This window comes from Modestobacter sp. SYSU DS0511 (genome assembly GCF_054050755.1).
Map to the genome: position 1 here is coordinate 30630 of NZ_JBJGZY010000009.1, position 23280 is coordinate 53909.

The window sequence follows — 23280 nt, forward strand, 5'->3', positions numbered from 1 at the left end:
ATCAGTCGACTGATGGTCGTCCGGGAGGGGGAGACGCGTGGGTCGACTGACCGACTGGGTGCTGCGGCACAGACGCCTGGTGGTGCTGGGCTGGCTGGCGGTGGCCGTCGTCGGCGGGGTGCTCGCCCCGCGCACCATCGACCGGCTGGGCTTCGACTTCTCCACCCCGGGCCAGCCGGCCTACGAGACGAACGTCGACATCCAGCAGCGGTTCGGCAACGGCGGCGGCACCGATCCACTGCTGGTCGTCGTCACCGCACCCGAGGGGGCCCGGGTCACCGACGCCCCCGACGAGCTGGCCGAGCTCTACGGCCGCCTGGAGCAGCCCGGCTGGCGGGTGGCCACCCCGCTGGACGGCGGCCCCGGCGCCGACGGGCTGATCGGCGAGGACGGCCGGACGGCGGTGGCGCTGGTCTGGCCCCCGGTGGTCGACGGGCCGGCGCCCTACGCCGCTGCCCTCCCGCAGCTGGAGGGCAGCCTGCAGGGGGTGACCGTGGCCGGCGCCGAGCCGGTGGTCACCGGCCGTGACGTGCTGGCCGAGGGCGGCGGGGACCAGCGACCGATCGTCGTGGAGATCGCGCTGGGCGCGGGCGGTGCCATGGTCGTGCTCGCCCTGGTCTTCGGGTCGCTGCTGGCCCTGGTGCCGCTGCTGATGGCCGCGGTCGCGATCACCACGACGTTCCTGCTGGTGCTCGGGCTGACCACGCTCACCGACGTCAGCTTCATCGTGCAGTACCTGGTCGGCCTGATCGGGCTGGGCGTGGCCATCGACTACTCGCTGCTGGTCGTCTTCCGCTGGCGGGAGGAGCGGGCGGCCGGCGCGGGCGACGACGAGGCGATCCGCACCGCGATGCGCACCGCCGGCCGCGCCGTGGTGTTCAGCGGCGTCACCGTGGCCATCTCGCTGCTGGCCCTGGTGGTGCTGCCGCTGCCGTTCCTGCGCGCGGTCGGTTTCGGCGGCCTGTTCATCCCGCTGGTCAGCGTGCTGGTCGCGCTGACCCTGCTGCCGGCCGTGCTGGCCTCCGTCGGCCGCCGGCTGGAGTGGCCGCGCCGCCGGCCACCGGCGGCGGAGAGCCGGCTCTGGCACCGCGTAGGCAGCGTCGTGGTGCGCCACCGCTGGGTCTCGGCGGTGCTCGCGACCGCCCTGCTGGTGGTGCTGGCCCTCCCCGTCCTGGGCATCCGGCTGGGCTCGCCCGAGGTCGGTGCGACCGCGGGCGGGTCGAGCCCGGCCGCGACCGCGTTCCGCCAGGTCACCGACGCCGGGATGTCGGCGGGGCTCGCGCGCCCGGTCGAGGTGCTCACCGACGACCGGGACGCGGCCGTCGCCGCCCTGGCCGACGTCCCGGGGGTGGCCGAGGTGCTGGCGCCGCCGGGTGACCCCTGGGTGCAGGGCGGGGCTGGGTCCGGGCTGGTCGACGTGGTGCTGGCCGCCGACCCGTCGTCCGCGGCCGGCCGGGACTCGCTCACCGCGGTGCGCGCGGCCGCCGACGACCTGCCGGGCGCCCGGGTCGGCGGGACCGCGGCCGGCGACGCCGACTCGGTCGACGCCGTGTACGGCAACGCCTGGTGGGTGCTGCTGCTCGTCGTGGGGGTGACCCTCGCGCTGCTCGCTCCCGCGCTGCGCTCGGTCTGGCTGCCGGTCAAGGCGTTGCTGCTCAACGCCGTCTCGATCGCCGCCGCCTACGGGATGACCGTCTGGATCTGGCAGGAGGGCCACCTCACCGAGCTGCTGTTCGGCGCCAGCGCCACCGGCACGCTCACCTTCTGGGTGCCGGTCGCGGCGTTCTCGTTCCTGTTCGGCCTGTCGATGGACTACGAGGTGTTCATCCTGTCCCGCATCCGGGAGGGCCACGAGGCGGGCCTGGGCACCGACGAGGCGACCGTGCGCGGGGTGGCCCACACCGGGCGGCTGGTGACCTCGGCGGCGCTGATCCTCTTCCTCGCCTTCATCGCGCTGTCGACCGTGCCGGTGGTCGACGTGCAGATCTTCGCCACCACCCTGGCGCTGGGCATCCTGCTCGACGCGACCGTGGTCCGCGGCGTGCTCACCCCGGCGCTGGTGGCCGCGTTCGGCGAGGTGAACTGGTGGTGGCCGCTGCGGGGGAGGTGGCGGCGGGCCAGGATGGCCGGGTGAGCGAGCAGCGCAGGGCCCTGGTCCTCGGTGGCGGCGGGATCACCGGCATCGCCTGGGCGACGGGGGTGCTCACCGGGCTCGCCGACGCCGGCATCGACCTGTCCGGCGCCGACCTGGTGGTCGGCACCTCCGCCGGGTCGGTCGTCGGCACCCAGGTGCGCAGCGGCGTGCCGCTCGCCGAGCTGTTCGAGCGGGAGGTCGCCCCGCCGCGGCCGGGGCGGACGGCCCGGCTGGGCCGGCGCACGCTGGCCCGCTACGGGCTGGCGATGCTCCTGGCCCGCCGGGACGACGCCGCGTTCCGCCGCCGGGTGGGGGCGCTGGCCGTGGCCGCGGCCGACGGCGGGGCCACCCCCTCGGAGGCGGACTGGCGGGGGATGATCGCCGCCCGGCTGCCCGGGACGGAGTGGCCGGACCGGCCGCTGCTGCTCACCGCGGTCGACGCGGAGAGCGGGGAGTTCCGCACCTTCACCCGTGGGTCGGGCGTGGAGCTGCTCGCGGCGGTGGCGGCCAGTTGCGCCGTCCCTGGGGTGTACCCGCCGGTGACCATCGACGGGCGGCGTTACGTCGACGGCGGGATGCGGTCGGCGGCCAACGCCGACCTGGCCACCGGCTGCGACCGGGTGGTCGTGGTGGCCCCGATCCCGCGGGGGAGAGGGCCGATCGCGGGGGTGGACGCGCAGGTGACCGGGATGGTCAGCCGGGTCGCCGTCGTCTCGCCGGACGAGGGCAGCCGGGCGGCGATCGGGAAGAACGTGCTCGACCAGGCCGCCCGGCCGGCGTCCGCCCGGGCCGGCCGTGCCCAGGCCGCCGCGGTCGCCGCGGAGGTCGCCGAGGCCTGGGGCTGACGCCACGTCCGTCCGGGCGTCGGCCCGGTGGGTCCCCCCGGCGACCCGCCGGGGGACGCGCCGTCCGCGGCCGCCGGTTCACCCGTTGTTCGTGGAGCCCTGCCTGTGCGACGGCTGAGGTCGCACTGTGCTGGGTGGGCGGGCCGCCGGCGAGGGTCGCCGTCCGAGCCCGGAGGGGTCCCGATGAGCCGTACGTCCCGGCTGTCCGCCGCTGCGCTGACCGCCGTGCTCGCCGTCCTGCTGTCCCTGGTGGTCGCCCCGGCTTCCTGGGCCACCCCACCGCGCGGCGCCCACCCCGGTGCCGACGCCGCCGAGGACCTGCTGGTCATCGGTCACCGGGGTGCCTCCGGCTACCGGCCGGAGCACACCCTCGCCTCCTACGAGCTGGCCGCCCGGACGGGGGCGGACTACATCGAGTGCGACGTGGTGAGCACCGCCGACGCCGTGCTGGTCTGCCGGCACGAGAACGAGATCTCCGGCACCACCGACGTGGCCGACCACCCGGAGTTCGCCGACCGGCGCACCACGAAGACGGTGGACGGCGTCGAGCTGACCGGCTGGTTCACCGAGGACTTCACGCTGGCCGAGCTGAAGACGCTGCGGGCCGTCGAGCGGCTGCCGGAGGTGCGGGAGGAGAACACCCTCTACGACGGGCTGTTCGCCGTGCCGACCCTGGACGAGTTCCTCGAACTGCGGGCCGACCTCAGCCGCGAGCTGCGCCGGGAGATCGGCGTCTACATCGAGACCAAGCACCCGACCTACTTCGACGGGGTGGGCCTCTCGCTGGAGGAGCCGCTGCTGGCCGACCTGCGGGAGGCCCGTCTGAACCGCCGGCACGCCCCGGTGTTCCTGCAGTCGTTCGAGACGGCCAACCTCCGGGAGCTGCGCGCGGCCCGGGTGCGGGTGCCGCTGGTCCAGCTGCTGTCAGCCAGCGGTGCCCCGGCGGACCTGGTCGCCGCCGGTGACCCGCGGACCTACGCCGACCTCTCCACCGCAGCCGGACTGGCCGCCATCGCCCGGTACGCCGACGGGGTGGGCCCGGAGAAGGCCCAGGTCATCCCGCTGCGCGCCGACGGCACGCTGGGCGAGCCGACGTCCTTTGTGGCGGACGCCCACGCGGTCGACCTGCTGGTGCACCCCTACACGTTCCGCAACGAGAACGCGTTCCTGCCCGCCGACCTCGACGAGGGCACCGACCCGGCGGCCTACGGCCGGGCGATCGAGGAGCAGCTGCGCTTCTGGGCGGCCGGGGTCGACGGGCTGTTCACCGACAACCCCGACACGGGCGTGCTCACCCGCGACCTGTTCCTCGGCGCGGACCCGGCCGCGGCTCCCGCCGCCTGACGCACCCTGCGCTCGGCGAGTGGCAGCTCAGTGGGCGTCCCCGGCCCGGGAAGCCCACTGAGCTGTCACTCGGTGAGTGCGGCGGCGATCCTCGCCAGCAGCTCGGCGGGGGAGTGGAGGTCGGCGGCGGTCACGAAGAGCACCCGCCAGCCGGCCGCCTGGAGTGCCTCGATGCGCCGCCGGTCCGCGGCGATGCGGGTGGTGTGCCACGCGCCCTCGTACTCCAGGGCCACGCGGTGCTCCGGCCAGGCGAAGTCGACGCGCGCCAGGAACGTCCCGTCGCGCCGGACCACGTACTGGGCCACCGGGGACGGCAGCGGGGACCGCTGGAGCAGCAGGCGCAGCCGGGTCTCCTGGGGTGAGGCGGCCAGCCCGTCGGCGAGGGCGCACGCCGTCCGGGCCCGGCGGCAGCCGCGGCCGGTCAGCTCGGCGGCCGTGAGCTGCAGCGTGGCCAGCGTGGTGGTCCGCGCCGCCACGAACCGGTCCAGCAGGACGACGCCGTCGTCCAGGGGGAGTCGTCCGGCGAGCTCCAGCGCCGTCGTCTCGGGGGCGGTCGCGCGGACCCCTTCGACGGGGCGCACCTGCTCTCGGCAGAGCACGCGCCGATGCACCGTCACCCCCGGGGCGGCGCCGCGGGGTGCCCCCGGTGCGACGGTCACCTCCACGTCGTCCTCGGCGCCGGCGAGGTCGGCCAGCCCCCAGAGCACCGCGGCGCTCATCCCGGAGACGACGCCGTGGGGGAGCAGCAGGCGGCCCACCGCACGCGCGCGCACCCGGTGGGTGATCTCGAGGGCGGCGTCGGCGTAGACGTCCGGGAAGAGCCGCACCCAGGCGCCGCTGCGCAGGTCGTCCCGGCTCAGCAGGCCGTCGCGGACGGCGGTCGTGCCGCGGAAGACGCGGCCACGGAGCCGTTCGGGACGGCGGGTCGGGCGGGGCACCGCTGCACCCTGCCGCACCGGGACAGGTCGGGCGGGCGTCGTCCACAGCCGTTGAGTGACAGCTCAGCGGGCTTCCCGCGTCGGGAGAACCCGCTGAGCTGTCACTCGGTCACTGGTCGTGCAGGTGGCGCAGCAGCGTCTCGCCGATGTCCTGCATCGCGGCGATCTGTGCCGGGCTGAGCTGGTCGAACAAGTGGCTGCGCACGCCCTCGACGTGCACCGGCGCGGCGGCCTCGAGGGCGGCGAAGCCCTCGTCGGTGAGGACGGCGAGCTGGCCGCGACCGTCCTCGGCACAGACCTGCCGGCGAACCCAGCCACGCTCCTCCAGCCGGGAGACCGCGTGCGAGAGCCGGCTGCGGGAGGACAGGCAGCGCTGGGCCAGCTCGCTCATCCGCAGCTGCCGGCTCTCGGTCTCCGACAGCTGCACCAGGATCTCGTAGTAGGCGTGCGAGATGCCGGTCTCCCGGGTGAGCTCGCGGTCCAGCAGGTCGTCGAGGATCATCCAGCTGTACATGTAGGCCCGCCAGGCGCGCTGCTCGTCCGCGTCGAGCCAGCGCGTCGCGGCCCGGGGCCGGTCGGGGACGCCGGTCGGGGCGCTCTCCGTGGCCGGCGGGCGCTCGGGGGACACGTCGGTGCTCACCCCCTCAGGGTACTGGCGGAATACTCAAGCTCTCAACTACGCTGGCGCCCGACGAGACAGTCAAGCGCTCAACCAGTTGGAGGGTCATCATGGCCAGCACCACCCAGATCCCCGGTTACGTCGTCGGCACGTGGGACATCGACCCGTCCCACTCGACCGTCGGCTTCGCCGTCCGCCACATGATGGTCAGCAAGGTCCGCGGCTACTTCCGCGAGTTCTCCGGCGTGATCGTCACCGCCGAGGACCCGTCGCAGTCGTCGGTCACCGCCACCATCGACATGGACTCGATCGACACCCGGCAGGAGCAGCGCGACGCCCACATCAAGTCGGCCGACTTCTTCGACGTCGGCAACCACACCGTGATGGAGTTCCGCTCCACCGGCGTGCGCAACAAGGGCGAGGACTGGGTCGTCGAGGGCGACCTCACCATCAAGGGCATCACCAAGCCGGTCACCCTGGACCTGGAGCTCAACGGCTTCGGCCCCGACGCCTACGGCGGCACCCGCGCCGGCTTCTCCGGCAAGACCTCCATCTCCCGCAAGGAGTTCGGCGTCGACATCGACATGCCGATGGACGGCGGCGGCGTCGTCGTCGGCGACAAGATCGACGTCGAGCTGGAGATCGAGGGCGTGCTCCGCACCGCCTGACGAAGGTCGAAGGACCTTCCTCCTCCCCCACCACTCGCGAGCTCGCGGCGGGCCCCTGGAGGAAGGCCTTTCCCCCGCCACTCGCAAGCTCGGCGCGGGACCCTGCAGAGGGGGCGGCCGCCGGGTGCTTGGCGCTCGACGGTCACGTCACGTTCGAAGGTCCCGGGCGCTGCCCGGGACCTTCGTCGTTTCCGACCCCGTCCGGGTGGACTCACAGCGAGCCGCCGGGAACCCCGCAGGTCACCGGGACGACAGTGGGGGCGTGCAGGAGAGGATCGCCGCGGCCCGGCCGTGGCTGGCGACGGTGGCGCGGCTGCTGCTCGGCGTCGTCCTGGTGGTCGCCGGCGTGCTGAAGCTGCCCGACCCGGCCGCCGCCGAGCGGGCCGTGCGCGGCTACCGGGTGCTGCCCGAGGCGCTGGTGAGCCCGGTGGTCTTCGGCCTGCCGGTGCTGGAGATCGCCGCCGGCCTGGCCCTGCTGGCCGGTGTCCTCGTGCGCACCGCGGCGATCGCCGCGGCGGTGCTGATGGCCGTCTTCATCGCCGCGATCGCCGCCGCGTGGGCCCGCGGCCTGCAGATCGACTGCGGCTGCTTCGGCGGCGAGGTCGCGGCCGGCCAGACGGCCTACCCCGGCGAGATCGCGCGGGACACCGGCCTGCTGCTCGTCGCCCTCGCGCTGGCGTGGTGGCCGCGCTCGCGGCTCGCCCTCGGCGCGCCACCCCCCGACAGGACGGAGACCACCGGTGTCCGGTGAGGACAAGCGGGCAGCTGCCCGGCAGCGGATCGCGCAGAAGCGGGCCGCCGAGGCCGCGGCCCGGGAGGCCGCCGAGCGGCGCCGGCGCACGGTGATCGGCGGGGCGGTGGCCGCGGCGGTGCTGGTGGTGGCCCTCGTCGTCGTCGTTTTCGTCGTCCAGTCCTCCCGGACCTCCGCCGACGCCGCCGGGCCCAGCGGCACCACCGGGGACGGGTACACCGTCGCCGTCGGCGCGGCCGACGCCCCGGTGGCCCTGGACCTCTACGAGGACTTCCAGTGCCCGGCGTGCGCGCAGCTGGAGGCCAGCAGCGGGGCCACGCTCGAGCAGCTCGTCGACGACGGCACGGTGCGCCTGCGCCACCACGGGATGGCCTTCCTCGACCGCGCCTCGACCACCGAGTACTCCAGCCGGGCGCTCAACGCGGCCGCCGTCGTGCTGGACGAGGGCGGCGCGGACGCCTACCGGGCGTTCTACGAACTGCTGTTCGCGAACCAGCCCGAGGAGGGCGGTCCGGGCCTGACCGACGACCAGCTCATCGCCCACGCCGCGCAGGCCGGCGTCACCGGGGACGACGTGGCAGCCGGCATCCGGGAGCGGCGCTACGCCGGCTGGGTCGCCGCGGCCACCGACCGGGCCAGTCGGGACGAGGTCACCAGCACCCCGACCGTCCTCGTCGACGGCGAGCCGCTGGACAACGGTGACCTGAGCCCCGACGGGATCACCGCCGCCGTGCAGGCCGCCGCCCAGGGCTGACCTCCCCGGCTGCCGGGTCCGGGTGGGGGATGCTGCGGCGGTGACCCGCGCCCGCGACGCCGTCCTCGCCGTCGGCGCGTTCGGTGGGCTGCTGGCCGCCGCCGGCGCGATGCGCGCGGGCCGGTACACGCCGCAGTGGCGGGAGTCCGGCCCGCCCTGCGAGCTGGCGGGGGAGTGCACGGCCGCCGACGTCGAGGCGGCGCTGCAGCGCCTGTGGTGGCCGGTCGGAGGCGGTCTGGCGGTGCTGGTCGTCGCCGCTGTGCTGCTCGCCTGGGTCCTGCCGGCCCGGCATGCGCAGCAGGACGCGCGGTCCTTCCCCGCGCCGGTGCACGCCCTGACCGCCGGGGTGGTCGTCTTCGGAGCGGCTCTGCTCGCCGGGTTCCCGCTGCTGTTCGCGGCGTTCTGGGGCCCGCACGGCCTCGCCGTCGCCCTCGCGGCGGCCTGGCTGGCGCAGTCGGCCGCGGTGCTGTGGGTGGGGCGGTTCGGGGATCCGGCCGCCGCCACCCCGGGGCGGGCGTGGCTCGCCGCGCTCACGGCGAGCGGGGCGGGCCTCGGCGCCGTGGCGCTCACCTGGGCGGCGCTCGAGGGGCCGGGGCTGGAGGTGCTCCCGGTGGTCGACGCCGTGGTGGTCGCGGTCGCCGTGCTGGGCCACCGGTCGCTGCAGTGGCTCGGGCAGCGCCCGGCCTGGCCGTCGGTGGCCGGGGGTGTCGCCGTGCTCGCCGGCGGGGTGCTGCTGCTGGTCGGGGTCCTGACCCCCGGGCCGGCGGAGAGCCCGGTGGCCTACCCGGCCCCGCCCGACGAGCCGTACGCCGCACCGACACCGACGCCGACACCCACACCGACACCCATACCGACGCCGACGCCGACGCCGACTCCCGAGCCGGTGGTGACCGACGTGCCGTGCGCGCAGCAGGACCTGTCCTTCTCCGTCGGCGGCTTCGACGCCGCCATGGGCGCCCGCGCGGCTGCGCTGGTGGCCACCAACACCGGGTCCTCGCCCTGCTGGCTGGAGGGCGTCCCGGTCGTCGTCCTGCTGCAGGACGGGGAGCCCCTGGCCCTGCAGGTCGGACCGGGGCAGACCCCGGACGGGGGACCCGCCGAGGTCCAGCGGGTCGGGGTCGCCCCGGGCGGGGCGGCGTTCGCGCTGCTCACCTGGCGCAGCTACGGCGGCTGGGCCGACCAGGAGACGCCGCAGGCGGTCACCGTCGCGCTGGACGCGTCCACCACGCTGGTCGAGGCGCGGCTGACCGGGCACGGCGGATCGGCGCCGTTCGACATCGCCGACGGCGGCGCGTGGGGCATCGCACCGTGGGCGCCGGAGCGCTGACCCGGCGGCGGGGGAGACTGGTGGACATGTCGACCTCCACCCTCGCCCGCGTGCAGACCCGCTTCCCGTCCGCCGTCCTCGCCGCGGTGGGACTGGCCGCCGGCTTCGGGGTCGCGCAGGGCACCGGGGTGCGGGCGCTGGGCGGGCTCGTCTTCGCCGCGGGTGGGCTGGGCGCCGCCTGGCTCTGGTGCCGCCGCCGCGGGCTCGCGGTCGCTGCGGGCCTGGCCGTCGCGTACGTGGCTGCCTTCGTGCTCGCCCACGTGCTCGCCCTCGGCGTCGGCTGGCCGGCGTGGCTGGCGGTCGGGCTGGTCACCGTGGCGGTCGCCGCGCTGTCCTGGGTCCTCGCCGACCGCGCGCCGTCCCCTGTCTGAGCCGCCCGTCCGAGTGCGGGACCGGTCACAGCCGGTCGGAGGGGGCCCGTCGTCCCTTAGCATGGGAAGGTCTCGGCCGCCTGGGCCGTTATGACTGGTGCGCGCGGTTGCGCGCGGACCCCCACGCGATCCCCCGAGGTGCCTCTCCGCATGCCCACCCGCAACGACCTGCGCAACGTGGCGATCGTCGCCCACGTCGACCACGGCAAGACGACCCTCGTCGACGCCCTGCTCCGGCAGGCGGGTGCCCTGGGCCGTGCCAAGGGCGAGGGGACGGACAACGACTCGACCCAGGACCGGGTCATGGACTCCATGGACCTGGAGCGCGAGCGCGGGATCACCATCCTCGCCAAGAACACCGCCATCCGGCTGGCCGACTCCGACGGCAACCCCGTCGTCGTCAACATCGTCGACACCCCCGGCCACGCCGACTTCGGCGGTGAGGTCGAGCGCGGCCTGTCCATGGTCGACGGCGTCGTCCTGCTCGTCGACGCCTCCGAGGGCCCGCTGCCGCAGACCCGCTTCGTGCTCCGCAAGGCGCTGGGCAAGGGGATGCCGGTCATCCTCGCGGTGAACAAGACCGACCGCTCCGACGCGCGCATCGAAGAGGTCGTCGACGAGTGCTACGAGCTGTTCCTCGAGCTGCTCGAGGACGCCGGGATGGACGCCGACGCGCTCGAGTTCCCGATCGTCTACTGCAACGGCCGCACCGGCCAGGCGTCGCTGAACCGCCCGGAGAACGGCACCGTGCCGGACAGCCCGGACCTCGCGCCCCTGGTCACGACGCTGCTGGACACCATCCCGGCGCCGGAGTACGACGCCGAGGAGCCGCTGCGCGCGCAGGTCACCAACCTCGACGCCTCCCCGTTCCTGGGCCGGCTGGCGCTGCTGCGCATCCACTCCGGTGAGATGAAGCGGGGCCAGCAGGTGGCCTGGTGCAAGGTCGACGGCACCATCCAGCGCGTCAAGATCACCGAGCTGCTGGTCACCGAGGGCCTGACCCGCACCCCGGCCGACAGCGCCGGCCCCGGCGACCTGGTCGCCATCGCCGGCATCGAGGACATCATGATCGGCGACACCCTCGCCGACCCGAACGACCCGCGCCCGCTGCCGCCGCTCACCGTCGACGAGCCGTCGATCTCGATCACCATCGGGATCAACACCTCGCCGCTGTCGGGCAAGTCGGGCAAGAAGCTGACCGCCCGGCTGATCAAGAACCGGCTCGACCAGGAGCTCGTCGGCAACGTCTCGGTGCGCATGCTGCCCACCGAGCGCCCCGACACCTGGGAGATGCAGGGCCGCGGCGAGCTGGCGCTGGCCATCCTCGTCGAGCAGCTGCGCCGCGAGGAGTTCGAGCTCACCGTCGGCCGTCCGCAGGTGGTCACCAAGGAGATCGACGGCAAGCTGCACGAGCCGGTCGAGCGGGTCACCATCGACACCCCCGGCGAGTACGTCGGCACGCTCACCCAGGCGCTGGCCGTCCGTCGTGGGCGCCTGGAGAACCTGGTGCACCACGACACCGGCTGGGCGCGGATGGAGTACATCGTCCCCTCGCGCGGCCTGATCGGGTTCCGCACCGAGTTCCTCACCGAGACCCGCGGCACCGGCGTGCTGAACCACAACCTCGAGGGCTACGAGCCGTGGCTGGGCGACATGCGCGCCCGCCCGACCGGCTCGCTGGTCGCCGACCGCAGCGGTGTGGCGACGACCTACTCGATGTTCTCCCTGCAGGAGCGCGGCCAGATGATGGTCGAGCCCGGCACCGAGGTCTACGAGGGCATGATCGTCGGTGAGAACTCCCGTCCGGACGACATGGACGTGAACATCACCAAGGAGAAGAAGCTCACCAACATGCGCAAGTCCACCTCCGAGGAGCTGGAGCGGCTGATCCCGCCGAAGCTGCTGAACCTGGAGCAGGCGCTGGAGTTCTGTGCCGAGGACGAGTGCGTCGAGGTCACCCCGGGCGCCGTGCGGGTGCGCAAGGTCGAGCTCGACCAGACGATCCGCGGCCGGTCCCGGAACCGGAAGCCCAAGCCCTGACGAAGGTCGAAGGACCCCGTCCTCCCCACCCCTCGCACGCTCAGGGCGGTGCCCTGGACGGGGCCTGACTGATCGACGCCGTCGTCCCCACCCGGGGACGGCGGCGTCCGTCGTTCCCGGCCCGCCCGTCCTCAGCCACCCTCCCGTTGTCGATCATCGGCGGGTGGTCGCACCGTGCGGCGTGTCGGGGCGCCACATGCCGATGATCAGCGACAGGGCGGGTGGGGCTCCTGTGGTCACAGTTGCCATTCATGAACGCAGCGTGATGACCGGCCGAGGCGCCCGGACACGTTGCGCGACGATGCCCGTACCGCGTCGGGGTGTCGCGCGCGTCGGCCTACTTTCCGCTCGGGAGACGTGCGTCCGGCAGGGGAAGGCCGGACGGCGTCTGGGGGAACTGTGCGGAAGGTGGTCGGAGAACCGATGACGGTGCAGCGGGCAGTGGGCTTCCGGAACGGGATCGACGTGCGGGTGCGCCTGCGGCGGGAGGGGGCCCGTGCGGACGTCGCGGTCGACGGCGCGTGGTGGCCGCGCAGCCGCGACCTCGCGGCCGAGCTGCCCGAGCTGGTGGCGGCCCTGGCCGGGCTGGGCGTGCGGGTCGAACGGTTCACCTACCCGTCCACGGTGTGGCAGCCGGTCGACCGCCGGATCGCGGTGGCCGGCCGGATCGTGCGCACCGGGGCCTTCACCAGCATGGACCCGCAGCTGGTCTCGCTCACCGTCGAGGACGACCGGCGGCTGGACCTGCTGGTCGTCCCGCCGGAGGCCGACGCGCTCACCGGTGTGCGGGCGCTGCGGCTGGCCGGGCTGAAGGAGAGCACCGGCAACGCCCAGCGGGTGCTGGCCGCTGCCGGCTCCCGGCCGAGCCCGGAGGTCGTCCCGCTCACCAGCGTCCGCGCCGGCTGACCCCTGCGCCCGGGGGCTACGCCGCGAGCGAACCGGCTCGACGGCGGCCTCGCGGGTGCGATGGGGTCAGCGCATGCGACTCCTGGTGCTCGGCGGCACGCACTTCCTCGGCCGGCACGTGGTCACCGCCGCGCTCGCCCGTGGGCACGAGGTGGCCACGATGACCCGCGGCGTCTCCGGCGCGCCACCGGACGGCGTGCTGGCGCTGCGCGGCGATCGGGACGACCCCGACGCGCTGCCCGCAGCGCTGGACGGCTGGGCACCCGAGCTCGTCGTCGACACCTCGTGCCAGAGCCGGGCCGCTGCCGGCCACGCCGCTGCGGCGCTGGCCGGCGTCTCCGGCTACGCCTTCGTCAGCAGCCTCAACGCCTACCGCAACTGGCCTCCCGGGCCCGTGCGGGACGAGGACGAGCCGACCTGGGAGACGGCCGACGACGACTACGGGCCGGTGAAGGCGCACGCCGAGCGGGTGCTGGGCGCGGCGCTGGGACGGCGGTTCCTGACCGCTCGTGCCGGCCTGCTGGTGGGCCCGCACGACCCGCTCCACCGGCTGGGCTGGTGGTTGGACCGGATCGCGACCGGCGGACGTGTCGTCGTCCCCGAGCACCTGGACCAGCCGATCGCGCTGGTCGACGCCCGTGACCTGGCCGGGTGGCTGGTGGAGATGGCCGAGCGGCCCCCCGGCGGGGCCGTCAACGCCACCGGCCCGGTGGGGATGACCACCTTCGGTGACCTGCTGGAGACGTGCCGCGAGGTCACCGGCGGCGACGTCGAGTGGGTGCCGGTGGCCGAGACCGAGCTGACGGCGGCCGGCGTGCAGCCGTGGCAGCACCTCCCGCTGTGGCTGCCGGCCGACGTCGCGGTGACCGCCTGGGACGTCGACACCACCCGGGCCCGTGCGCTCGGCCTGCCGTCCCGCCCCGTCCGCGACTCGGTCGCCGACACCTGGGCGTGGATGCAGGTTGCGCCGCGCCCCGGACCCCCGGCCGGGCGGTCGTTGCCGGGGCTGCCCCCCGCCCTGGAGCAGGCGCTGCTCACCGCGGTGGGGTGACCCGCGCCGGGAGGGGTGGCGCCGCGTGCGCCCGCGGCGCCACCCTGCTCCGGGGGCTCACCCCCGCCGGCGGGCCCGCACGATCTCATCGGCGTGGTGGTGACCGTCGTCGCCGGCCGGCCGCGGTCGCGCCTCGGCGACCTGCACCTCCCAGACGTGCGGGTCCAGGACGGCGGCGACCTCGGTGGCGGCGGCGAACCGGTCCGCGCCCCAGCGGGCAGCGGCCTCCGCGTGGTGGGCGTGACCGACCCAGAGGAGGGTGCCTTCGGGGGCGACCGCGGCCATCAGCCGCGGCAGCAGGACCTCCCGCTGCTCCGCCGTCGGGTGCAGGAAGTGCGCGGTGACCAGGTCGAAGGCCGCGACCGGCGGGTGCCAGTCCTCGAACGACCCCTGCACCCACTCCACCCGGTCGCTCACCCCGGCGGCCGCCGCGTGCTCGGCGGCGCGGGCGAGGGCCACTGCCGACCAGTCCAGGCCGGTCACCCGCCAGCCGCGGCCGGCGAGCCACAGGACGTCGCCGCCCTCGCCACACCCGACGTCCAGCGCCCGCGCCGGGGGCAGGCTGGCGGCCTCGGTCACCAGTGTCGGGTTGACCCGGCCGCTCCACAGCGCCGGGGACTCGCGGTACCGCTCCTCCCAGGAGGCGTGGTCGTGACCGCTCCCGCCGGGGACGTGCTCGTGCTCGTGCTGCTGGGTGTGCTCGTGCACCGTCTGCTCCTCAGATCCCGTGCGGCGGTCGCCGAGCACCTGGTCGCGCTGCTCCCGCTCCGTCGCCGCGGAGAAGGGTGCCGCCCGGCGTGCCGCGACGGCCCGCCGGGTCTCCTCCGCGCTCAGTTCGCCGTTGATGCCGGCGCCGGCCTTCAGCCCGGCAGCGGCCGCCCCGATGACCTGCGTCATCAGGTCGGTGACGTTGCCGGCCACCCACACCCCGGGGACGTCGGTCGTGCCCACCGGCGTCGCCGGGACGGCGTGGCCCACCACCTGACCCATGGCCTCCACCGGCTGCACCGGCAGGCCGAGGGACTGCAGGACGGCGGAGCGGGCGGTGAACCGGGGGGCGACGACCAGGGCGTCGCGGGGCACCACCCGCCCGGAGGCCAGCCGGACGCCGGACAGCCGGTCGCCGTCGGACTCGACGGCGGCGACCTCGCCGACGACGACCGAGACGCCGCGGGCGGCCAGCTGCTCCCACTCCTCGTCGGAGGGCTCCGGCGCGGTGTGCAGGAAGAGCGTCACGTCCTGGCTCCACTGCCGCCACATCAGCGCCTGGTGCACCGCCATCGGGCCGGTCGCCAGGATGCCGATCGCCTGGTCGCGCACCTCCCAGCCGTGGCAGTACGGGCAGTGCAGCACGCCGTGGCCCCACCGCGCACGCAGTCCGGGCACGGCGGGCAGCTCGTCGACCAGGCCGGTGGTCACCAGCAGCCGCCGGGCGGCCACGGTCCGGCCGTCGGCGAGTGCGACGGTGAACCCGTCGTCGTCCCGGGCGGCCGAGACGACCTCGCCGGACACCACCTCGCCGCCGTAGCCGGCGACCTCGGCGCGGCCGGCCGCGAGCAGGTCGCCGGGCGGGGTGCCGTCCCGGCCCAGGTAGTTGTGCATCTCGGCCGCCGGGGCGTTGCGCGGCTCCCCGCCGTCCACCACCAGCACCGACCGGCGTGCCCGGCCCAGTGCCAGTGCCCCGCTCAACCCGGCGGCACCGCCGCCGACCACCACCACGTCGTACCGCTCGCCCATGGTCGCGCTCCTCGTCCCCGGGCGGCCGGGGTTCGGCCGCCGTCGGGGGCGAGGATGCGAGCGCCGCAGCCTGGATGACAAACTTCCTTGCCGGTCCAGCAAATCGGGGCCGGGAGTGGCCTGATCACCCCCGGCGGGTGTGGCTACTCGCGGGGAGCGCTGGGGCGGCCGGCGCGGACGCCCGCCTGCGGCTCGGTGGTGTTCGGCTCCCGCGCGGCGCGGGCGAGCTCCTCGGCCTCGGCGGCCAGCGCGTCGGCCGACTCCTGGGCGCGGTCCCTGCGGTACTCGCGGACGGACCACACGACCGCGGCGGCCCAGGTCAGGTAGACCACGGTGTACACGGCGTAGCGAACCGGGTCGGCGGCGTCGACCCAGTCGCTGGTGAGCAGGCTCCGGACGTTGGTCGCCACGATCATCCCGCCCACGCCGGCGCCCAGCAGCCGCGGCGGGACGTAGCGCACCAGCCAGGCGGCCAGCGGCGCGGCGACGAGACCGCCGGCGAGCAGGCCGAGCACCCAGAACAGGTTGATGCCCTGGCTGCCGAGGGCGAAGAGGAAGCCGAGGCTGGCGGCGAGGGAGACCAGGAACTCGGAGGTGTCGATCGAGCCGATGGTCTTGCGCGGCTCCAGCCGCCCGCTGGCCAGGATGGCCGGGGTGCTCACCGGACCCCAGCCACCGCCGCCGGTCGCGTCGATGAAGCCGGCCGTCAGGCCGAGCGGGGCGAGGAAGCGTGCCCGCATCGGCTTGCCCAGCCGGCTCGTGTCGATGCCGCGGAGGGTGAACCGGACCAGCAGGTAGATGCCCAGCCCGAGCAGGATCAGCGACATCGCCGGGCCGGCGATCGCGGTGGAGACGTTCGACAGCACGGTGGCGCCGGCGAACGCGCCGACCGCCCCGGGGACGCCGATCTTGGCGACGACTTTCCAGTCGACGTTGCCGAACTTCCAGTGCGACAGGCCCGAGGCGAGGTTCGTGCCGATCTCGGCGAGGTGCACGGTGGCCGATGCCGCGGCGGGGTTGGTGCCGATGGCCAGGAGCAGGGTCGTCGAGGTGACGCCGTAGCCCATGCCGAGGCTGCCGTCGACGAGCTGCGCGCCGAGGCCGGCCAGGGCGAGCAGGATCAGGGTCTTCACGTGGGGGTGCTCCGGGATCGTGGCGCCGGGCGCGGCGGAGCGCGTCGGGCAGGCTGAACGAGGGGCGCCGCGAGCGGCGCGGGATCAGCCGCCCGGACAGGTGGCGGTGGCGACCCGGAGCAGGTCGACGTGCAGACGGCTCACCAGCAGCTCGCCCGGGAGGGCAGCCGGGACCAGGGCCGTCGTCGTCACGGGGACATTCCTACCACTTTGGTGCAGATTGCGCGCAACGGTCTCCCACGCAGTGGGATCAGCTGCGCGGGACGTCGTCCCGGATGGTCGGCGGGCGATGGCCGAGCCGGCGAGCACGAGGCCCGCGCACACCACCACGGCCACGGCGAAGCCGGTGCTGAAGGCCTCTCGGGCGTGCCGGGGGACGAGGTCGGCGGCCCTTCCTAGCCGACGACGGCGTGGGTGACCACGTAGGCCAGCGCGGCGACCCCGGCCGCGGCCGGCAGCGTCACCACCCAGGCGACGACGATGCTGCCGGCCACCCCCCAGCGCACCGCGGAGAACCGGCGGGTGGCGCCCACACCCATGATCGAGGTGGTGGTGACGTGCGTCGTCGACACCGGGACGGCGAAGACGGTCGCGGTGGTGACCATGATGCTGGAGGCGACGGTCTGCGCGGCGAAGCCGCCGGCCGGGGTGAGCTGGATGATCCGCCGCCCGAGGGTGCGCATGATCCGGAAGCCTCCGGCGTAGGTGCCGGCGCTGATCGTGATGGCCGCGGCGAAGACCACCCACAGCGGCACCTCGAAGGTGTCGATCTCCCCGGCGGTGACCAGCGCGAGGGTGATGATCCCCATCGTCTTCTGCGCGTCCTGCATGCCGTGGCCCAGCGCCATGGCTGCGGAGCTGGCCACCTGCGCGTGGCGGAAGCCGCGGTGCGCGCGGTGCGCGTTGACGCCGCGGAAGGCCCACAGGATCGCCAGCATGACCAGGTAGCCCACGCCGAACCCGACCAGCGGTGACACCACCATGGGGACGACGACGTCCTCGAGCACGCCGGTCCACTGCACCGAGTGGGCGGCCGCCAGCGTGGCGCCGATCAGGCCGCCGATCAACGCGTGCGAGGAGGAGGAGGGCAACCCGAGGTACCAGGTGATCAGGTTCCACACGATCGCCCCGAGCAGCGCGGCGAAGACCAGTTGCAGGCCCTCGCCCCCGGTGGGGGCCTCGATGATGCCGGCGCCCACGGTCTCCGCCACCTTCGTGGAGAGCAGCGCGCCGACCAGGTTCATCACCGCGGCGAGGGGGAGCGCTGCCCGCGGGGTGAGTGCCCTGGTGGAGACGGCGACGGCGATGGCGTTGGCCGCGTCGTGGAAGCCGTTGGTGTAGTCGAAGGCCAGCGCGACGACGACGATGACCGCGAGCGCCAGGAAGAGCGGCTCCATGCGCTGGTCAGGACTCCTTGACCGCGATGGTCTCGACCACGTTGGCCACGTGCTCGAAGGCGTCGGCGGCCTCCTCCAGCTCGTCGGCGACCTCCTTGAGCTTGAGGATCTCCAGCGCGTCGAACTCCCCGGAGTAGAGCCGGGACAGCAGCCGGCGGTACAGCTTGTCGGCCTCGTTCTCCAGCCGGTTGACCTCGATCCAGTAGTCGGCGAGGTCCCGCATCGAGCGCAGCCGGGGCATCGACTCGGCGGTCACCTGGGCGCAGCGCTGCAGCAGCGCCACCTGCTGGCCCATCTCCGCGGGCAGGGTGCCGAGGTTGGTGAGCACCACCAGGTCGGCCGCGGCCTCGATCGCGTCCATCACGTCGTCCAGGTCGCTGGCCAGGTCGATGATGTCCTCCCGGTCGAACGGGGTGACGAAGCTGGAGTTGACCTGCCGGAAGATCGCGTGGGTGGCCTGGTCGCCGGCGTGCTCGAGGTCCCGCAGCCGCTGCGCCAGCTCCTCGCGGCGGGCGTGCTCGTGCACGAACTCGTCGAGCACGTCGGTGGCGGTGACCAGGTTCTCGGCCGCCGCGGTGAACATGCCGTAGAAGCTCGAGTCGCGGGGGGTGAGGCGGAAGGCCACGCGGTGCTCCGGGGACGAGGGGATCGGTGGCCGCGCTGCCCGATGGGGCGGGGCCCCAGGCAGCATAGGTCCGCACCGTTCACCGGGAGTTCACCCTCCGTCCATCGGGTGACCCTGGGTGCTCTTCGCCACAGCGGGAACCGGTGGCTGCCGCCGGGCGACTGACCACCCGTGCAGCACGCCGGCCGCGGGAGGACCCGCACGTACCGCGTCGTCCCCGCCCTCCTGCTGCTGGCGGGGCTGCTCGCCGCCGGGCTCGGGCTCGACGTGCTCACCGCGCCGCCGGCCGCGGCGCACGCCACGCTCGTCACCACCACCCCCGCCGACGGTGCGCGGCTGGACGACGTCCCGGACGAGGTGACGCTCGAGTTCGACGAGCCGGTGTCGCTGGGCGCCGGCTACGCCCGGGCCCTGGGCGCCGACGGCGAGCGGGTCGACACCGGCGCGGCCGAGGCCCGCGACGGCACGGTCACCGTGCCGCTGCGCGACGACCTGCCCGACGGTGGCTACCTGGTCACCTACCGGGTGGTCTCCGCCGACTCCCACCCGGTCTCGGGGGCCTTCTCCTTCGTGGTCGGGAACGGCGAGCTGCTGCCGGTCTCCGCCGCGGCCGACGACGCCGACGTCCACCCCGTCGTCGCCACCGCGCTGCCGGCGGCCCGCTGGCTGGGCTACCTCGGGCTGGCGCTGGGCCTCGGCGTCCCGCTGGCGCTCGCGGTCTGCTGGCCCGGTGGCTGGGCGGTGCCGCTGCTGCGCCGGCTGACCCTGGGGGGCCTGGGCGCCGTCGCCGCCGGTGCGCTGCTCGGGTTCCTGCTGCAGGGGCCGTACGCGGCCGGCCTCGGTCCCGGCTCGCTGCTCGACCCCGACCTGGTGGGCGCCACCCTCGGCTCCGCCCACGGCCTGACCCTGCTCGCCCGCCTGCCGCTGGCGGCCGCGCTGGCCGCGCTGCTCGCCACCGGCTGGCGCGCTGGCCGGCCGCCGGCGCCGGGGCTGCTGGTCGGCGCCGGGGTGCTCGCCGCGGCGCTGGTGGTGGCGGTGGCCGCCGTCGGGCACCCGGTGGCCGGCCCGCTGCCGGGGCTGGCCGTGCCGGTGGCGGCGGTGCACGCGGCGGCGATGGCCGGCTGGCTGGGTGGGCTGACCGCGCTGTTCGCCGGGGGTCTGCGCCGGCGCGAGGACGCCGCGGACCGGGTGGGGGAGCTCGCGCTCGCCCTGCCCCGGTGGTCGCGGCTGGCCGCGGGGCTGATCGGCGCGCTGGTGGTCACCGGCGTGCTGCAGTCGGTGCGCGAGGTCGGTTCGCCGTCCGCGCTGGTCGGCACCGCCTACGGGTGGCTGCTGGTGGCCAAGCTCGCGCTGGTGGTCGGGGTGCTGGTCGCCGCGCTGGTCAGCCGGGACTGGGTGCAGCAGCGGCTGGGGGACCGCCGCCGGTCCCGTGTCCCGGCCGGGGGGTCACCGGCCGAGCACCTCGGGGTGCTGCGGCGCTCGGTGCTGGTGGAGCTCGCCGGCGCGGCCGTCGTGCTCGCGGTGTCGGCGGTGCTGGTCGGCACCCCACCCGCGCGCGCCGCCGTCGCCGATCCGGTCGAGGTGACGCTGCCGCTGCAGTCGGCCGGCGGCACCGACGGCACGGTGCAGGTGACCCTCGCCCCGGCCTCGCCCGGCCCCGCGTCGCTGCACGTCTACCTGTTCGACGACGCCGGCACGTTGGTCCAGCCGCGGCAGATCAGCGTCACGCTCACCGAGCCGCAGCAGGAGATCGGCCCGATCGACGTCGACCTCGCCGGCGCCGGACCCGGCCACTACGTGGGCGACCCCACCCTGCCCACCGCCGGCACCTGGACCCTCACGGTCACCGTCCGGCTGGACGAGTTCACCGCCGTCACCGCCAGCACCACCTTCCCGGTGCGCTGACCCACCCTGATCGAGGAGACCCCCATGAGCCTGTCCACCACGCGCCGCCTCGGCGTCGTGCTCCCCGCGGCGCTGGCCACCGTGCTCACCGCCGGCGTGGGCGCCGCCTCCGCGCACGTCACCGTCTCCAGCGCGGACGCCTCGCCCGGCGGCTACGGCAAGCTGACCTTCCGGGTGCCCAACGAGAGCGACACCGCCAGCACCGTCGCGCTGCGCATCCAGGTGCCCACCGACGCCCCGCTCGCCTCGTTGCGCGCGCAGCCGGTGCCGGGCTGGACGATCACGATGACCCGCACCCAGCTCGACGAGCCGGTCGAGGTGCACGGCAGCGAGGTCGACGAGGTCGTCTCGGTGGTCGAGTTCCGCGCCGTCGACGGCGGGGGCATCGACCCGGGGCAGTTCCAGGAGTTCGCGCTCTCCGGCGGGCCGTTCCCCGACGCCGACGAGCTGGCCTTCAACGCGGTGCAGACCTACAGCGACGGCACCGAGGCGGCCTGGATCGAGCCCGCCGTCGAGGGGCAGCCCGAACCCGAGCACCCGGCGCCGGTGCTGTCGCTGGCTGCGGACGGGAGCGCCGGGCACGGGGAGACCGCCGACCCGGGGACGACGACCGCCGCGGAGGACGACGGTGGCGACGGGCTGGCCGTCACCGCGCTGGTGCTCGGGGCCCTCGGCCTGCTCGCCGGGCTCGGCGGTCTCGGGCTCGGTCTGGCCGCGCGCCGACGTACCGTGTCCTCGTGAGTTCGCGCGCCTTCCCTGCCCGGTTCCGTCCCGCCCTGGCGGGGGTGCTGCTCGCCGCCGGGGTGGTGCTCGCCGGGTGCGGCGGGGACGCCGCCGCCGACGACCCGGCCCAGGCCGGTGCACACGACCACGGCGCCGAGGTGTCGCCCCCGGTCACGGTCGAGGGGGCGGACAGCCCGTACTCGGGTCTGCACCTGAAGGACCCCTACCAGAAGCCGTCGTTCACGCTGACCGACACCGCCGGGCAGCCCTACGACTTCGCCGCGGCCACCGCCGACGGGCCGACGCTGCTGTTCTTCGGCTTCACCAACTGCCCGGACATCTGCCCGACCACGATGGCCGACGTCCGGCTGGCCCTCGGCGACGTCGACCCGGCGGTGGCCGAGCGGACCAACGTGGTGTTCGTGACCACCGACCCGGTCCGGGACACCCCCGAGGTGCTGGGGGAGTACCTGGCCCAGTTCGACGCCGAGCTGCCCACCCGGTTCGTCGGGCTGACCGGCGACCAGGAGCAGATCGAGCAGGCGCAGATCGCCGCCGGCGTGCCGCTGGCGCAGGACAACGGCGAGGCGCACTCGGCGATGCTGCTGCTCTACGGCACCGACGGGGAGGCCGACGTCGCCTTCAACGCCGGCAACACCAGCCGCGACATCGCCCACGACCTGGCGCTCGTCGCGGCCGAGTGAGCGGCACGCCGGAGTGAGCGCCGCGGCGGTGCACGTCTGGGGCGCCCGGCTGGGCGTCGTCCTGCTGGGGCTGCTGGCGACCCTGATGGTGGCGAGCTCGGCGGTCGCGCACGTCGGCGGGGGAGCGGCCGGCAGCGACTTCGACGGGCGGGTCACCTCGGTCAGCCCGCAGCCGGCCGGGGTGAGCGTCCGGGTGCTGGAGTTCGGCGACGCCCTCGAGGTGGTCAACGAGACCGGCGCGGAGCTGACCGTCCCCGGCTACAACGACGAGCCGTACCTGCGGATCGGGCCGGACGGCGTCTGGCGCAACGCGCTGAGCCCGGCCACCTACCTGAACCTGGACCGCTACGGGCTCACCCCGGTGCCCGACGACGTCGACGTGACCGCGCCGCCGCGCTGGGAGCAGGTCTCCACCGAGCCGCAGTACGTCTGGCACGACCACCGTACGCACTGGATGACCGAGAGCCTGCTGCCCCCGGCGGTCGCCGCCGACCCCACCCGCGCGCACCTGGTCGCGGAGTGGACCGTGCCGATGACGCACGCCGGTACGCCGCTGCTGGTCACCGGTGAGCTCACCTGGAGCCCGCCACCGCCGGCCTGGCTGGTCTGGCCGGTCCACGGGCTGCTGCTGGCCGGCACCGTGCTGGCCGGGTGGCGGGCGCGGACGCCGCGCCCGCTGGCGGTCGCGCTGGGCGCCGGCGGTCTGGCGGCGCTGGCGCACGCGCTGGCCACCCCCGAGCCGCCGGTGACGGTCGGCTCCCACGCGGGGGCGCTGGTCTCCGCGCTGCTGCCGGCGCTGCTGGCGGTGCTGGTCGCGGGCATCGGCGTCCGGGCCGCGCTGCGCGACCGCGGGGTGCTCACCGGGCTGATGGCGGTCGTCGGCGGGTGGCTGCTGTTGGTGCAGGGGCTGCCCGACGTCGACGTGCTGTGGACCGCCCACACGATCACCCGGGGGCCGGAGCTGCTCGGTCGGGCCGCGGTCGCCGTCCTGGTCGTCGTCGGGCTGGGCCTGGTGATCGGCGGGGCGCTCGCGGCCCGCCGGTTCCGGGACGACGTCCGGGGACGCCCGGCGGTCGAGGACCCCACGCCGGCGCCCGTCGGCGGCTGACCCGCTCCGCGGCTGACCTGCTCCGGCGGCGCCGGATCGCCGAGTCGACATGTCGAGGCGTCGACACATCGACCCGTTCCGTACCGTGATGGAGGCATCACACGGCGTGTCTTGATGAACACGCCGTCCGACAAATTACAAAGCTGCAACTCGATGTTTGGATGACTGCCGTACCGATCCGGCGCTTCCCGCGTCGCCGT

At 75.1% G+C, this 23280-nt stretch carries 22 protein-coding genes; 15 read left to right on the forward strand and 7 right to left on the reverse strand.

What is annotated here, in order from left to right; all coding sequences use genetic code 11:
- The first annotated feature begins 37 nt into the window (after positions 1-37).
- The 3 genes from ACI783_RS06425 (at position 38) to ACI783_RS06435 (ending at position 4323) form a co-directional block, all read left to right on the forward strand.
- A complete protein-coding gene (locus ACI783_RS06425; RefSeq protein WP_457139676.1) occupies positions 38-2134 on the forward strand; it encodes an MMPL family transporter in 2097 nt (698 codons plus the stop codon).
- Positions 2131-2979, forward strand: a complete 849-nt coding sequence (locus ACI783_RS06430) for a patatin-like phospholipase family protein (protein ID WP_457139677.1) — start codon at positions 2131-2133, stop codon at positions 2977-2979. Before ACI783_RS06425 ends, ACI783_RS06430 begins: the two co-directional genes overlap by 4 nt.
- 183 nt (positions 2980-3162) lie before the next feature.
- The gene (locus tag ACI783_RS06435; protein ID WP_457139678.1) at positions 3163-4323 is read left to right on the forward strand and encodes a glycerophosphodiester phosphodiesterase; all 1161 of its coding nucleotides are present in this window, start codon (positions 3163-3165) and stop codon (positions 4321-4323) included.
- 65 nt (positions 4324-4388) lie between these two features.
- On the opposite strand, the gene ACI783_RS06440 is transcribed toward ACI783_RS06435, so the two are convergent.
- Positions 4389-5261 carry a DUF559 domain-containing protein gene (locus ACI783_RS06440; RefSeq protein ID WP_457139679.1) on the reverse strand — a complete coding sequence of 291 codons (873 nt, stop codon included), beginning with the start codon at positions 5259-5261 and terminating at the stop codon, positions 4389-4391.
- 109 nt (positions 5262-5370) lie between these two features.
- Positions 5371-5901 (reverse strand): MarR family winged helix-turn-helix transcriptional regulator, encoded by a 531-nt coding sequence (locus tag ACI783_RS06445; protein WP_457139680.1) that lies wholly within the window; start codon positions 5899-5901, stop codon positions 5371-5373.
- Positions 5902-5990: 89 nt separating this feature from the next.
- Between ACI783_RS06445 and ACI783_RS06450 the strand changes: the two genes are divergently transcribed.
- The 8 genes from ACI783_RS06450 (at position 5991) to ACI783_RS06485 (ending at position 13748) form a co-directional block, all read left to right on the forward strand.
- Positions 5991-6548 (forward strand): YceI family protein, encoded by a 558-nt coding sequence (locus ACI783_RS06450; protein WP_457139681.1) that lies wholly within the window; start codon positions 5991-5993, stop codon positions 6546-6548.
- Positions 6549-6810: 262 nt separating this feature from the next.
- Positions 6811-7299, forward strand: a complete 489-nt coding sequence (locus ACI783_RS06455) for a MauE/DoxX family redox-associated membrane protein (protein WP_457139682.1) — start codon at positions 6811-6813, stop codon at positions 7297-7299.
- Complete coding sequence (locus ACI783_RS06460; RefSeq protein ID WP_457139683.1) at positions 7289-8053, forward strand: DsbA family protein; 765 nt, start codon at positions 7289-7291, stop codon at positions 8051-8053. Before ACI783_RS06455 ends, ACI783_RS06460 begins: the two co-directional genes overlap by 11 nt.
- A gap of 40 nt (positions 8054-8093) precedes the next feature.
- On the forward strand, positions 8094-9380 hold the full coding sequence (locus ACI783_RS06465; RefSeq protein ID WP_457139684.1) for a DUF4232 domain-containing protein: 1287 nt from the start codon (positions 8094-8096) through the stop codon (positions 9378-9380).
- A gap of 26 nt (positions 9381-9406) precedes the next feature.
- Positions 9407-9751 (forward strand): hypothetical protein, encoded by a 345-nt coding sequence (locus ACI783_RS06470; RefSeq protein ID WP_457139685.1) that lies wholly within the window; start codon positions 9407-9409, stop codon positions 9749-9751.
- Positions 9752-9901: 150 nt separating this feature from the next.
- Positions 9902-11791 (forward strand): translational GTPase TypA, encoded by a 1890-nt coding sequence (gene typA / locus ACI783_RS06475; RefSeq protein WP_457081950.1) that lies wholly within the window; start codon positions 9902-9904, stop codon positions 11789-11791.
- A 423-nt stretch (positions 11792-12214) separates the two neighbouring features.
- Positions 12215-12697 carry a DUF5994 family protein gene (locus tag ACI783_RS06480; protein WP_457139686.1) on the forward strand — a complete coding sequence of 161 codons (483 nt, stop codon included), beginning with the start codon at positions 12215-12217 and terminating at the stop codon, positions 12695-12697.
- Positions 12698-12770: 73 nt separating this feature from the next.
- Positions 12771-13748, forward strand: coding sequence for an NAD-dependent epimerase/dehydratase family protein (locus tag ACI783_RS06485; RefSeq protein ID WP_457139687.1), 978 nt, complete (start codon positions 12771-12773; stop codon positions 13746-13748).
- 57 nt (positions 13749-13805) lie between these two features.
- On the opposite strand, the gene ACI783_RS06490 is transcribed toward ACI783_RS06485, so the two are convergent.
- The 5 genes from ACI783_RS06490 to ACI783_RS06510 form a co-directional block, all read right to left on the reverse strand.
- A complete protein-coding gene (locus ACI783_RS06490) occupies positions 13806-15485 on the reverse strand; it encodes an FAD-dependent oxidoreductase (protein ID WP_457139688.1) in 1680 nt (559 codons plus the stop codon).
- Between the two features lie 143 nt (positions 15486-15628).
- A complete protein-coding gene (locus ACI783_RS06495) occupies positions 15629-16618 on the reverse strand; it encodes a sulfite exporter TauE/SafE family protein (RefSeq protein ID WP_457081961.1) in 990 nt (329 codons plus the stop codon).
- Between the two features lie 84 nt (positions 16619-16702).
- Entirely contained in the window at positions 16703-16810 is a 108-nt protein-coding gene (locus ACI783_RS06500; protein ID WP_457139689.1) for a putative leader peptide, read from the reverse strand.
- Positions 16811-17013: 203 nt separating this feature from the next.
- The gene (locus ACI783_RS06505) at positions 17014-18015 is read right to left on the reverse strand and encodes an anion permease (protein WP_457139690.1); all 1002 of its coding nucleotides are present in this window, start codon (positions 18013-18015) and stop codon (positions 17014-17016) included.
- Between the two features lie 7 nt (positions 18016-18022).
- A complete protein-coding gene (locus ACI783_RS06510; RefSeq protein ID WP_457139691.1) occupies positions 18023-18640 on the reverse strand; it encodes a DUF47 domain-containing protein in 618 nt (205 codons plus the stop codon).
- Between the two features lie 171 nt (positions 18641-18811).
- Here ACI783_RS06510 and ACI783_RS06515 point away from each other — a divergent pair, with 171 nt between their 5' ends.
- From ACI783_RS06515 to ACI783_RS06530, 4 genes are read left to right on the forward strand one after another with little or no spacing between them, the layout of a single operon-like run.
- Positions 18812-20545 (forward strand): copper resistance protein CopC, encoded by a 1734-nt coding sequence (locus tag ACI783_RS06515; RefSeq protein WP_457139692.1) that lies wholly within the window; start codon positions 18812-18814, stop codon positions 20543-20545.
- 24 nt (positions 20546-20569) lie between these two features.
- Positions 20570-21286, forward strand: a complete 717-nt coding sequence (locus tag ACI783_RS06520; protein WP_457139693.1) for a YcnI family copper-binding membrane protein — start codon at positions 20570-20572, stop codon at positions 21284-21286.
- A complete protein-coding gene (locus ACI783_RS06525) occupies positions 21283-21972 on the forward strand; it encodes an SCO family protein (RefSeq protein WP_457139694.1) in 690 nt (229 codons plus the stop codon). The genes ACI783_RS06520 and ACI783_RS06525 overlap by 4 nt, the downstream gene beginning before the upstream one ends.
- A 13-nt stretch (positions 21973-21985) precedes the next feature.
- Complete coding sequence (locus tag ACI783_RS06530) at positions 21986-23080, forward strand: hypothetical protein (protein ID WP_457139695.1); 1095 nt, start codon at positions 21986-21988, stop codon at positions 23078-23080.
- Positions 23081-23280: the final 200 nt, after the last annotated feature.